We start from the raw sequence: 12,731 nt of genomic DNA on the forward strand, positions 1-12,731 counted from the left end.
GTTGTCAGTCCGTCTCGACCGGCATCTCGATCAGCGGCTTGCGCAGCAGTTTGCCGGTGGCGTTGCGGGGCAGTTCGTCGACGAAGATCACCTCGCGCGGCACCTTGTAGCGGGCCAGGTTCTCGCGGACGTATTCCTTGATCTCCTTGGCGTCGCGCTTGGACTCCGGGCCGGGCACCACGATCGCGCGCAGCCGTTTGCCGTAGTCGTGGTCGTCGACGCCGACCACCGCGGCCTCGAACACATCGGCGCGGCCCGCGATGAGGTTCTCCACTTCCAGCGGGAAGACGTTCTCGCCGCCGGAGACGATCATGTCGTCGTCGCGGCCGTCGATGTAGAGCAGACCGTCGGCATCGAAATGGCCGACGTCACCGCTCGACATCATGCCGTCGACCATTTCCTTGGTCCGGCCGTCGGTGTACCCGGTGAACGCGAACCCGTTGTCCACGAAGATCGTTCCGGTGACATTCGGGGCGGTGATCGGCTTGCGGTTCTCGTCGAGCAGCACGATCCGGATGCCGACGGGCGCCTTGCCCGCCGTGGTCGGCGCCTTGCGCAGATCCTCCGGGGTGGCCACGGTCATCACCGCGCATTCGGTGGAGCCGTAGAGGTTGTAGAGCGAATCACCGAAGTAGTCGAGGGTGCGGGTGACCACGTCGGGGGCGATCGCCGAGCCCGCGGCGAAGATGACCTTCATCGTCGACGGGTCGTACTTCGCCAGCACCTGCTCGTCCAGATCGAGGATGCGCTGCAGCATCGTCGGCACCACGACCAGCGAATCCGCCTTGTACTTCACCACATTGGCGAGCGTCTGCTCCGGGTCGAACCGGCGCTGCTGGAAGATGACCCGGTTTCCCAGGGCGAGCCCGAGGGTGAACTGCGACAGGCCGGTGCCGTGGAAGATCGGCGCCGCCATGATCATGGTGCCGTTGTTGGGCAGCGGCACCCGATCCACGAACTGCGCCGACGCGAACGGGCTCACCTTGTCGCGCGGTGCGCCCTTGGGTGTGCCGGTGGTGCCGCTGGTCAGGATCACCATGCCGCCGGGCTTGCTCGGTGCGGTGATCGCGGCGGTCGAACGATCCGCCGACAGCGATGCCACAGTCGGGATCGACGGGTCGGCGCCGTGCGCTTCGTCGACCCAGGTGAGTACCCGCGGGATGTCGGTGGGGATGGCGCTCATCAGGTCGAGGAACTCGCTGTCGTGCAGCACCGCCTTGACCTTCTCGCGCGCGGCGACATCGGCGAACTGCGGCTTGGCGAACCCGGTGTTCATCAGCACCGCGCGCACACCGAGCTTGCCCGCCGCCAGCAGGCTCAACACCATGCCGCGATGGTCGCGGGCCAGCACGGCGATCACGTCGCCCTCGCTGATCCCGCTCGCGCGCAGGCCGCGGGCGAAGGCGTTGGACTGCGCGTCGAGTTCGCCGAAGGTGATCTCACCCAGTTCGTCGACGATGGCGCCCGCCTGCGGCCTGCTCTGCGCGGCGTGCATGACGACGCCGGCGAACGGGCCGAACTTCGAGACATTGCGGAACGAACGGGCAGCGTGGTCGAGGCGCAGCGGATTGAACAGCTTGCGATCGACCATGACCTTGACGCCGAGCGCGAAGTCACCGGCACGTCGGGCGGTAGTACCTAGCGCGGGCAGAGACAGAGACATCGAACAGCCTTCCGGCAGACCGAGCCCACGCAGAACCGCAGGCCGGACCGCGTCTTCGAGATCCAGTGCTGTCGCTAACACTAGCAAGCGATCCGGCCGCGCTGTCTACTCCGTAGTAGCCAGCGCCTATCCCTGTGAGACCTCATAGTCGATGAGGGTGCGGCGCACGATCTTGCCGGTGGCGTTGCGGGGCAGTTCGTCGAGGAAGATCACCTCGCGCGGCACCTTGAACCTGGCCAGATTCGCCTTGACGTGCGCCTGGAGTTCGGCGGCGTCGAGGGTGTGACCTTCTTCGAGAACGACGAAGGCGCGCAGGCGTTTGCCGAACTCCGGATCGTCGACGCCGATCACCGCCACGTCGAAGATCTCGGGCCGCTCGACCAGCAGGTTCTCGACTTCCTGCGGGTACACGTTCTCGCCGCCGGAGACGATCATGTCGTCATCGCGGCCGTCGACCATGAGCAGCCCGGTGTCGGTGAAATGGCCCATGTCGCCGCTGGACATGAAGCCGTCGATGATCTGCTTGTGCCTGCCGTCGGTGTAGCCCTCGAACGGCGCGCCACTGCGCACGAAGATCCGGCCACGCGCGCCCGGCGTCTCGACCCGCTGATCCTGGTCGTCGTAGAGGCGGACCTCGCAGGTGATCGGCGAACGGCCGACCGTGCCCGGCGCTTCCGCCAGCTCGGCTGGGTTCGCGATGGTCGCGATGGCGACCTCGGTCGACCCGTAGAGGTTGTAGAGCACCGGTCCGAAGGCCTCGGTGGCCTTGATGCACAGCTCCGGGGTGAGCGCGGAGCCGGCGAACAGGATGACCTTCAGCGAGGACAGGTCGTATTTCGCGCGGACGTCGGCGGGCAGCTCGGTCATCCGGTGCAGCATCGTCGGCACACACACCAGCATCTCGACCTTGTGCTCGGCGATCGCGGCGAGGGTGGCCTCGGCATCGAATCGACGGCGCATGACGATCTTGTTCGACAGGATCGTGTTGACCAGCCAGGTGCCCAGACCCGTGCTGTGGAAGATCGGCGACACGATCATCGCCGTTCCGCGCTTCGGGAACGGCACGCGGTCGACGAACTGCGCGGTCGCCATCGGCGTGACCTTGGTGCGCGGTGCGCCCTTGGGCAGGCCGGTGGTGCCGCTGGTGAGGATGATGAAGCCGCCCGGCTTGCTCGGCGCGGGCAGATCCTCGGTGGAGTTGTTCGCGATGAGGTCGTCGAATGTCGTGGCGCCCGCGGGGAGTTCGGTGCCTTCGTCGACCCAGGTGAGGTAGCGCGGCAGGTCGGCGGGCAGTGCGTCGAGCAGACCGAGGAACTCGCTGTCGTGCAGCACCGCGCGCACGTTCTCGCGTGCACAGACCTCCGCGAACTGCGGTTTGGCGAAGCCGGTGTTCATCAGCGCGATGCGCGCGCCCAGCTTGCCCGCCGCGATCATCGACATGATCAGCCCGCGGTGATCGCGGGCCAGCACGGCGATGACCGTGCCCTCGCCGATGCCCGCTTCGCGTAACCCGCGGGCGATGGCGGTGGATTGCTCATCGAGCTCGCGATAGGTCAGCTCACCGCGCTCGTCCACGAGGGCCACCTGATCGGGGGCGACGCGGGCCGAATGGCGCACGAGGGTGGCCTGCGGGCCGTAGATCTTGGATTCCTTCATCGTCCGCAGGGTCTCCAGCGGCGTTTTGGGATCGGAGACTCCGCGCGCGCGCAGTACACCGATCGCCTTCACGCTTTCGAGCAGATGTGACAGGTTCACTCGACTACCTCCGCAGCTTGAATCACTCGACGCTCACCGTAGCAGTCGATGTGCTGTGCATCACAGTAGTCTAACCGGGCAATTGGGACATCTCCACAAGATCAGCGTTGGGCCGCCGCCAGCACCGCGAGGAGCGGGACCAGCCTGCCCTCCGGCACCTCGAAACGGCCCAATCCCGCGGTCTGCAACCAGCCGACGGCGGCCAGCTGGCGCAAGTGCTGGTAGATCTCGGGTGAGGTGCCCAGTTCCGCGATGGCGGCGAGATCGGCGGCGGTTCTGCGCCCGTAGACGATTTCCTGAAGTAGCCGCAGCCGCACCGGATCGGCCAGCGCAGCAAGGCAATTGGCCGCCTCGATGGTCCAGACATCACCGACGATGGCATCGGTGGGGTACTGGGCCTGCCAATCGAAGCGCTCACCGGTGGGCAGTTGCAACGCGCCCGCCAGCAGCACGCCGCCGGTGCGTTTTCCGGCATCGGCGAATTCCTGCCGCAGGCGCGCCACCGCCCACGGCAGCTGCGCGTGCTCGGGCTGCGCGCTCTCCAGCGCGGCAACGCGGCGTTCCAGTTCTTCGAGTCGGTCGACCAGATCCTCCACGCCGGTCAACCTACGCCACACCGAAGCTGTTGCGCTGCTTCACCGAAACGACAACGCACCCCGGACCGCGTGGACCCGGGGTGCGCAGTGGACGAACGTCAGCGCGTGACAGCACCGAACGAGGGCTGCTGGATGGTGCCGAGCTGGTAGGCGAACCCGTCCGGGTGCGCCTCGTCGACCGGCACCGGCCAGCGGTGCCACAGGTTGCCGTACACCGCCGCCACGACCAGCCCGGCGCCGGTGTTCAGCGACGCCGTGCGGATGGTGGTGTCGACCGGCACGTCCTGGTGTTCGCTCAGGACCGCGGTGCCGCTCTGCCCGCTGGACAGATTCAGCCACATGACCTCGAGCTTGGCGTTGCCCTGGTTGGGCGAGATGGTGCCGGGCCCGCCGAAGAAGCCGAGGCGGAAGCCGTCGATATCGAGGGCGATACCAGAGCCGTACACCCCTGGCCCGCCACCGTTCTGGCCGATATCGGAGGTCGCCGGGATCTGGAACGGCTGCGCGGGCAGCGCGACATCGACCGTGCCGTCGGCGGTGAGCTTGTCGAGGGCGGCGAGTGCGCCCGGATTGTTCGCCACCGACGTACGCAGCTGCGAGACGGCCGCGGCCACGTCGACAGTCTGTGTCGCCGGTTCCGCGACCGCGGGGCCCGCGAAGACGATGGCGACGGCGGCCGAGGTGACGGCTACCGCGGTGGTGAAGCGACGCATGAAACTCAGATGATGCATAACCAGCTCTCCTCGAGTGTTCCTGGTACTGCTTTCCCTGGTAATTCGTCCGCTGTGCGAGTCGGCCGGGCTATCAGTCGCCGACCACCTGTGCACGGTACCGACAGCCGATGTGGGATCTGTCACTACCCCGGGGAAAGCCGAGTTCAGGACCTCGCGGGTCGGTTACGGCATGTTCGCGATCTCTACCTTGTAGCCCCGATAGAGCTCGGGTTTGGCAGTGAGGACCGGCATGTCTAGATTCTGCGCGGTGAACACCACGGGCGCGATCAGCGGCCAGTCGAGATGGTCGTCGACGATCGGCACGGTGGTGCCGATGCGGATCGCGGTGGGGGCGTCGAGTTCGGCCCAGCGCACGGCGACGCGATTGTCGAGCAGGCGGCCGAGTTCGTCGATGTTGTCGACGGCGCGCATCGCGGCCATCAGGCTCACGGTGGGCACCACCAGGATTCGGCGCTGCTGGGTGAACTGACGCATGATCACCTGCCCGAACAGCGGCGACAACGCCAGCGAGGTGAGCGCGGTGTGGTCGGCGACGCTCACTGGCGACTGTCCAGCGCGCCCATCAGCTTGCTCAGTTTGGCTTCCGCCTCGGCGATGTCTTCCGCCGAATGCTGGGTGATCCTGGCGTCGAGCTTGCCCAGGATCTGCTCACGCAGATCGTCGTTGAAGTACGCGGGAGGCAGTGCCCCGTGCCGCAACACCTCAGCGGGTACCACCGCGACCAATTCTTTCCCCTCCCGCGTCACGATCACGGGCCGTCCGCTCGCGGACACCCCGTCGAAAACACTACCCAGCTGACCACGTAACTCGGTCAGCGGCACACTGTCGTAATCGGCCATAGTCAACTGTACATCGCTGTGTACAGTCGCGCCGACCGATCGCTCAGGCGACCTTGCGGGCAGGTTCGCTGCGGTAGCGGGTAACCGGGCCGTCGATGCCGAGCAGGCGCCAGGTCAGCTTGGCGACCGGGTTCATCAGCCCGCTGTTGGTGGCGAGGGCACGCACATCGCCGAAGATATTGCGCATCGTGGTCTGCGATTCCTCGCTGCTCCAGTACGCGTCGCGCATGACCTCCGCCGGAATGTCGAACTTCTCGACGAATTCCTTGGGCGGGGTCATGATCATGTCGAGCATCACCCGCATGGCGATCGGGAAGGCCACGGAGAGAACCGATTTCGTGATCGGGTTCATGCCGGGCACGTTGCGGCGCAGATATTCGTGGGCGAAGGAGATGTGCCGGGCTTCCTCGGCCACGTGGATCTGCATCACCCGCTGCACCATCGGGTGCAGATCGACGCCGGCGCGCAGCAGCGACTTCTGCAGGTGATCGATCGGCTCCTCGCCGCCGAGGATCATCGTGAAGAACAGTTCGGGGAAGTACTTCACCGCGGGCCAGATGGCCATCGTCAGCTTGCGATCGATGGTGCCCATGCCGATCACATCGCGGTAGCCGATGCGGTTGATCATCTCCTGGAACATCATCGTGTGGTTGCACTCTTCGGCAGCCTCGTGGGTGATGTACCGGAATTCCGGGTCGCCGTTGGGGACCGACACCAGGTACTGCATCAGCCCGCGGATCAGCAGCTGCTCGAAATCCAGGCCCACCTTGGCGATGCCGGCCTGGCGCCACATGCCGATGGCGATCTGCTTCTCGATCGGCTGGGCCTTGTACCAGGGGTGACGGCCCAGCGGGTCCTCTTCGGGCATGATCCAGCGCGGATCGTCGCTGTGCACGGCGAACTCGGGGGATTCCCAGTCGATGTCGACGTAGGGGTCGAAGTGCCGGTTGACCGAACCTTCGGACAGGTTGCGCAGGATCTCGTGGTATTCGGGATCGGTGGCGGTGTTCTTGATTGTCGACAGCATCAGCGGTGTCTCCTTTTGGTGTGGCGCGACTCCTACGTTATATGAGACTCGGAGTCCCACACAACCCCTCTGGTGGTCGGGTTCGTCCTTGCGGCGCGATCTACCAGCGCCGACGTACGATGAAACGTCGCAGGACACGCCGAACGGTTGATCAATCAGCCAGTGCACCTGGCTGTGAACGGGCGGGGCCCACGGGGTCGCGCACCGAGAGAGCGAGGATCCGATGGCACGTTCGACTCCCGCCAAGGCCGTCTGGCCTGCCCTACGCGTCGACTCCTGGTCCGACACGCGCGACACCCTGCACATGTGGTCGCAGATCATCGGCAAGCTGACCATGGCGGGCACTCCGCTGGTGAACCACTGGTGGAACGTCACGTTCGCGGTCAGCGCGCGCGGGATGACGACCGGCGCGATTTCCGTCGACGGCCGCCTGCTCGACATCGAATTCGACTTCGTCGACCACGAACTCGTCCTGCGCAGCAGCGACGGACGCCGCGCCACGATCGCCCTGCGCCCGCGCACGGTCGCCGACTTCTACGCCGAACTCGGCCATGTGCTCGGCCGGCTGGACATCGTCGTCGATATCGAAGCCTCACCCAACGAGGTCGACCCGGCCATCCCCTTCGCCGAGGACACCACCCACCACTCCTATGACGCCGACGCCGTCCACCTGTTCTGGCAACAGCTCGTCCAGATCGAGCGGGTATTCCAGCTCTGGCGTGCCGGGTTCGCCGGGAAATCCAGTCCGGTGCAATTCTTCTGGGGTTCCTTCGACCTGGCCTGCACCCGCTTCTCCGGCCGCCCCGCGCCCCTGCACCCCGGCGGCGCCCCCAACTGCGCCGACTGGGTGATGGAGGAGGCCTACTCCCGCGAATGCGCGAGCGCGGGCTTCTGGCCCGGTGGCACCGAAGGCACCTTCTACGCCTATTCCTACCCGGCTCCGGATGGATACTCCGCTCGTCCCGCAGGTCCCGACGGCGCCCAGTGGGACACCACCCTCGGCGAATTCGTCCTCCCGTACGACGTGGTCCGCAATTCCCCCGACCCCGACGCCACCCTCCTACACTTCCTCGATACCACCTACGCCTCCGCGGCCGACCTGGCCCACTGGGACCGCCCGCTCCTCGAAGTCGATCCGCACCGCCTCGATCGCCGACTCCACGTCGACGACACGACGGCGCTCTGACCGATCCCCACCCGGCGCGACATCACATCTCCCGCAACAGTTCTGTCAGCAGCGCTGGGTCGACCCGATAGGGCGTGTTGAACCCGAGCCGTCCGACGATTCCGTCGTAGCGCTCGTGCAGTTGCGCCGCCGCGCGGGCGGGGTCGGTGGCTGTGATCGCGACGGCGTCGAGGAAATCGTCGTCGACGAGGTCGGCCATCCGATCCCATTCCCCGTTCTTGGACATCGCTTTCAGGCGGGGTCCGAGTTCGGCTCGATCGTGCAATTGGAGAATCGGCCAGTAGGCCGGTGTCGATCCGTAGAACGCCAGCTGCTTTCGGACGGCCTGCCTGGCCGCGGCGAGCTCGCTGACGGATCTGCCGGTCGCGACCATCGCCGAATGGTGGATCACGATGTCGTCCACGGGTTTCCGTGCGCGCGCCGCACCGTGCGCCAGGGCGGGCAGGGTCACCTCGCGCAGAAATCTCGGCGTGCAGAACGGGTGCGACATGAATCCGTCGGCGACCTCGCCCGCCACCGCGGTCATGCCCGGACCTACCCCGGCGAGATAGATCGGCGGCGGTCCGAACCCGGCCACCTCGTCGGCCGCGGGGCGAAACAGTGGCGGCATCAGGGTGTGCTGATAGAACTCGCCCTGGTAATCGAGCCGCCCGCCCTGCTCCCAGCTCGCCCAGATGGCACGCACCGCCAGCACCATGTCGCGCATCCGGTCAGCTGGTCGGCTCCACGGCATCGAGTAGCGCCGGGTGATGTGCGCGCGGATCTGGCTCCCGAGACCGAGGACGAACCGACCACGGGAAAAGGCCTGGAGATCCCAGGCGATGGTGGCGAGCAACAGCGGATTGCGGGCGAACGCCACCGCGATCGAGGTACCGAGCTCGACCCGCTCGGTGTGTTCGGCGGCGAGCAACAGCGGCAGAAACGGGTCGTGCGCGCCTTCGAACGTCCAGATGCCCGCGTACCCCGCGGCCTCCGCGGCGGCGGCATCCTTGCCCATCGTGGCGAGCCCGCCGGTCAGCGTTGTGTCGATCTTCAAAACGCGCGTCCCATCACTGTCGTGTGCCGTCCAGCGGTGTTCGTGCCGGCGCGGACAAGTCGACCATCAACGTATCGCCGCGCAACTGTCGATCCGGGCTGATCCGGCAAACGCCGACGACACCGGCACGACCGGCCCGCGGATCAGACCGGGACACCGCCGTAGGTCCTGCGGTGCTTGGCCTCGAGAAAGGACAGCGCACCGAAGGCGATGAGGCCGAGCGCGATCAGCATGAGTAGCCAGGGGCCGAAGGGGTTTCCGGCGAAATCGTGCAGGACCGCGTCGACACCCTTGGCGGCCGCGGCGTCGTAGTTCACCGCCGCCACCATGGCGGCGAAACCGATCCCGATCACGACGGCGCCCCGGGCGAGATAGCCGACGCGACCCAGCCAGATCGCGGCCTGCCGCATACCGTGCGTCATCCAGCCCATCCGGAGGTCATCGGCGAAGTCCAGGCGCAGACCGCGCACCGTCTGCCAGATACCGAAGGCCAGGACGGCGATACCGATCAGCAGCACGACCACCTGCCCGCCCTCCCAGCTCAGGACGCGACCGGTCAGATCGCGGGCGACCGCATCGCTCGGCGTCGGCGCCCGGCCGTGCATCACGAACCGCAGGGTGCTCCAGAAGGCCAGGGCGTAAACGATTCCGGAGATCACGGCGTAGGCGCGGTGTCCGCCGGAATAGGTCCGCCGCGCACCGGCCACCTGCACCACGCGCCACACGACGAGCGCGGCGAAACCGAACACGAGGATCCACAGCAACAGATAGCCCAGCGGTTTCGCGGCGATCGCGGCCAGTGCTCCGCCGCCGTCGGGCTCGTGCTCGGCCGATCCGATCGCCAGCAGGAAAGCGAGAATGCCGAGCACGATGTAGGCGACGCCACGCGCCACGAAACCGAAACGGGCGGCAGCCTCCACTCCGCCGGAACCGGCTGACCTGCGCGGCGCCCGGTCATAGGTGCGGCGCCCCCAGCCCCGGTTTCGGTTGGAGCGCCACGTCCTTCGCCGATCGGTCCCGACCCGATCACGTCGCCGATATCTGTTCGCATTGCGAAATATGCTCATGGTGTTCCCTATCTCTTCAGCTGCGGGAATGCCCGCACCGTGGGGTTCAAACACCATGAAGAGATTTTCGACGCAGCGAGATCTACTGCCGGGCAACGGAATGCGTCGAAAACAAGAAATCCGGTGCGAGTCAGCAAGTCGACTCGCACCGGATTTCGTTGTCTACCAGGTCACTTCAGTTCGGAGCTGGTCTTTCCGAGCACGCGGCGAGCCACGATCAGCTGCTGGATCTGCTGGGTGCCTTCGAAGATGTCGAGGATCTTCGAGTCGCGGGCCCACTTCTCGAGCAGGGTGCGCTGGGAGTAGCCGATGGTGCCGGCCAGCTCCACTGCCTTGAGGGTGACGTCGGTGCCGGTGCGACCCGCCTTGGCCTTGGACATCGAGGCCTCGAGGGAGTTCGGCTTCTTGTTGTCGGCCATCCAGGCGGCGCGCAGGGAGAGCAGGTAGGCCGATTCGTAGTCGGCTTCCATGCGCAGGAACTCGGCGGCCGCCGCTGACTGGTTCATCGCGGGGGTGTCGTAGGAGATCTCGACCCCGGCCTCGGTGAGGACGGTACGCAGTTCCTCGAGCGCGGCGCGGGTGACGCCGACGGCCATGGCCGCCACGAGGGGACGGGTGTTGTCGAAGGTCTGCATGACCCCGGCAAAGCCCTTCTCCACGTTGACTTCCGGCGAACCGAGGATGTTGTCGGCGGGGATGCGGCAGTCCTGCAGCAGCAGCACCGCGGTGTCGGAGGCCTTGATGCCGAGCTTGTGCTCGAGCCGCGCCACCGACAGGCCCGGAGCGTCGCGCGGGACGACGAAGGACTTGATCGCGGCGCGACCGAGGCTCTTGTCGACCGAAGCCCACACCACGATGTGGGTGGCGCGCTCACCGCAGGTGACGAAGATCTTCTCGCCGTTGAGGACCCACTCGTCACCGTCGAGGGTGGCGGTGGTGGTGACGGCGGCGGAGTCGGAACCGAAGGACGGCTCGGTGATCGCCATCGCGGCCCACACCTTGCCGAAACGCGAGAGCTGCTCGTCGGTCGCGACCGCGGCGATCGCGGCGTTGCCCAGTCCCTGGTAGGGGATGGTGAGCATCAGACCGACATCGCCCCACGAGGTCTCGAGGGCGTTGAGCAGCGCGGACATGTTGCCGCCGTTGGCATTCGCGGTCAGGTCCGCGGCGGTCTCGTCGTTACGGCCGCCCGCGGCGCCACCGATCTTCTGGGTGCCGGAATCGGCGAGCCCTTCGATCATGGCGGCCATCGTGTCGAGCTCGACCGGGTACTCGTGCTCGGCGAGGTCGTACTTGCGGGAAATGGGACGGAAGATCTGCGAGGCGACCTGGTGGGCCTGGTTGGCGCTCGCCTTCAGCTTCTTGGGGAGTTCGAGATTGATCATGAGGGGGCTCCTGGAAGGTGAGAAACGGGCCTAGACCAGCACGATGCCTTCGGCGACACCGACGGAACGAAGGTCGCGGTACCACCGCTCGACCGGGTGTTCCTTGGTGAAGCCGTGGCCGCCGAGCAGCTGCACGCCGTCCAGGCCGATCTGCATGCCCTTGTCGGTGGCCAGCTTGCGCGCCAGCGCCGCCTCACGGGCGAACGACAGACCCTGCTCGGCGCGCGAAGCACCACGCAGGGTGACCAGGCGCAGGCCGTCGAGCTCGATCGCCATGTTGGCGACCATGAAGGCCACCGCCTGGCGGTGCGAGATCGGCTCGCCGAACGCCTCACGCTCGTTCACGTACGGGATCACGTAGTCGAGCACGGCCTGGCCGGTGCCGATGGCCAGCGAGGCCCAACCCAGCCGGGCGAGCTGCACCGCGTCGCCGTACTCGGCGGCACGGGTCTTGGCGTCACTGTCGCCGAGGACGGCGTCGGCGCCGACGGCCACGTTGTCCAGGATCAGCCGGCCCAGGCCCGCGGCGCGCAGACCCATGCTCGGGTCGGCTTCCACCGACAGCCCGGCGGTGTCGGACTCGACGATGAACAGCGCGGGGCGCCCGTCGAGCTCGGCGGCCACGACGAACAGTTCGGCGTCGGCCGCGGCCGGGACCAGGCTCTTCACGCCGTTGAGCTTGTAGCCGCTGGGGGAGCGCACGGCCTTGGTCTGCAGCGCGAACGGGTCGAACAGGGCGCGCGGCTCATTGATCACCACGGACGCCTGCGGCACACTCTCGCCGGTGAAGGCGGGTAGGTAGGTCTGCTGCTGGGCGTCGGTGCCCCACTGCGACAGGGCGACGGTGACACCGCTCGGCGCCAGAATCGGCAGCGCCAGGCCCATGTCACCGTGCGCCAGCGCCTCGGCGACCAGGGAGTTGGTGACGGCGCCGCGCTCGGAAGCCGCGCCTTCCAGCTCCTCGGGCACGTTGATCAGGGTGATGCCGAGTTCGGCGGCGCGCTCGAGCAGGTCGCGCGGGGCCTTGGCGGCATTGTCGGCGTCGTAGGCCGCGGGACGCAGGATCTCGCCCGCGAAATCACGCACCGTCTCGACGATCATCTGCTGCTCGTCGGACGGGGTGAGATCGAAGTAGTCCTTGGTCTTGGACTCGTTGTCGACCAGACGCTTGGGCTCACCGCCACCCGCGACCTTGGCGAACGTACGAGTGGCCGCGCCCAGGGTACGGAACCCGGTCTTGGTGCCCTCGTAGGTGACGCGCTCGATCGGCTTGCGCAGGTTGTACTTGCCCGCGAGCTCCGACCCGGTAATGGTCGTCAAAGCGCGCATCGCGGCGCCCATCCAGTCCCGTTTGGGCTGGCTGAGGCCGACCGCGGACGTGTCGTTCGGACGTCGCTTCGTCGCGCTGTCTCGAGTGCTCATCATCACCTGATTTCCTCGGCT

Annotated in this window: 12 protein-coding genes; 1 reads left to right on the forward strand and 11 read right to left on the reverse strand. The window is 66.9% G+C overall.

All coding sequences use genetic code 11. From position 1 onward, the window contains the following. Positions 1–4: 4 nt before the first annotated feature. From ACFTS5_RS19910 to ACFTS5_RS19940, 7 genes are all read right to left on the reverse strand, one after another. Positions 5–1,663, reverse strand: coding sequence for an acyl-CoA synthetase (locus ACFTS5_RS19910; RefSeq protein ID WP_378632908.1), 1,659 nt, complete (start codon positions 1,661–1,663; stop codon positions 5–7). 126 nt (positions 1,664–1,789) lie between these two features. Continuing rightward, on the reverse strand, positions 1,790–3,418 hold the full coding sequence (locus tag ACFTS5_RS19915) for an acyl-CoA synthetase (RefSeq protein ID WP_378632910.1): 1,629 nt from the start codon (positions 3,416–3,418) through the stop codon (positions 1,790–1,792). Positions 3,419–3,519: 101 nt separating this feature from the next. Continuing rightward, on the reverse strand, positions 3,520–4,014 hold the full coding sequence (locus ACFTS5_RS19920) for a helix-turn-helix transcriptional regulator (protein ID WP_101468527.1): 495 nt from the start codon (positions 4,012–4,014) through the stop codon (positions 3,520–3,522). A 98-nt stretch (positions 4,015–4,112) separates the two neighbouring features. After that, positions 4,113–4,745: a hypothetical protein gene (locus tag ACFTS5_RS19925; protein ID WP_378632912.1), complete on the reverse strand. Its 633-nt coding sequence runs from the start codon at positions 4,743–4,745 to the stop codon at positions 4,113–4,115. Between the two features lie 165 nt (positions 4,746–4,910). Further along, entirely contained in the window at positions 4,911–5,288 is a 378-nt protein-coding gene (locus tag ACFTS5_RS19930) for a hypothetical protein (protein WP_378632914.1), read from the reverse strand. Beyond that, complete coding sequence (locus tag ACFTS5_RS19935; RefSeq protein WP_266292300.1) at positions 5,285–5,587, reverse strand: type II toxin-antitoxin system prevent-host-death family antitoxin; 303 nt, start codon at positions 5,585–5,587, stop codon at positions 5,285–5,287. The genes ACFTS5_RS19930 and ACFTS5_RS19935 overlap by 4 nt, the downstream gene beginning before the upstream one ends. Positions 5,588–5,630: 43 nt before the next feature. Next, positions 5,631–6,614, reverse strand: coding sequence for a diiron oxygenase (locus ACFTS5_RS19940; RefSeq protein WP_378632917.1), 984 nt, complete (start codon positions 6,612–6,614; stop codon positions 5,631–5,633). Positions 6,615–6,837: 223 nt separating this feature from the next. Between ACFTS5_RS19940 and ACFTS5_RS19945 the strand changes: the two genes are divergently transcribed. Continuing rightward, entirely contained in the window at positions 6,838–7,800 is a 963-nt protein-coding gene (locus ACFTS5_RS19945) for a DUF5996 family protein (protein WP_378632920.1), read from the forward strand. A 22-nt stretch (positions 7,801–7,822) separates the two neighbouring features. Here ACFTS5_RS19945 and ACFTS5_RS19950 read toward each other — a convergent pair whose 3' ends face one another. The 4 genes from ACFTS5_RS19950 to ACFTS5_RS19965 form a co-directional block, all read right to left on the reverse strand. Continuing rightward, a complete protein-coding gene (locus ACFTS5_RS19950) occupies positions 7,823–8,836 on the reverse strand; it encodes a TIGR03617 family F420-dependent LLM class oxidoreductase (protein WP_378632922.1) in 1,014 nt (337 codons plus the stop codon). Between the two features lie 143 nt (positions 8,837–8,979). Continuing rightward, the gene (locus ACFTS5_RS19955; protein ID WP_378632925.1) at positions 8,980–9,756 is read right to left on the reverse strand and encodes a DUF1206 domain-containing protein; all 777 of its coding nucleotides are present in this window, start codon (positions 9,754–9,756) and stop codon (positions 8,980–8,982) included. A 317-nt stretch (positions 9,757–10,073) separates the two neighbouring features. Beyond that, positions 10,074–11,288: an acyl-CoA dehydrogenase family protein gene (locus ACFTS5_RS19960; RefSeq protein ID WP_378632927.1), complete on the reverse strand. Its 1,215-nt coding sequence runs from the start codon at positions 11,286–11,288 to the stop codon at positions 10,074–10,076. 30 nt (positions 11,289–11,318) lie between these two features. Next, the gene (locus tag ACFTS5_RS19965; RefSeq protein ID WP_378632930.1) at positions 11,319–12,716 is read right to left on the reverse strand and encodes an acyl-CoA dehydrogenase family protein; all 1,398 of its coding nucleotides are present in this window, start codon (positions 12,714–12,716) and stop codon (positions 11,319–11,321) included. Between the last annotated feature and the right edge of the window lie 15 nt (positions 12,717–12,731).

Origin of the sequence: Nocardia sp. NPDC056952, from assembly GCF_042674185.1 — a bacterium.
In the GTDB taxonomy this organism is placed as follows: Bacteria; Actinomycetota; Actinomycetes; order Mycobacteriales; family Mycobacteriaceae; genus Nocardia.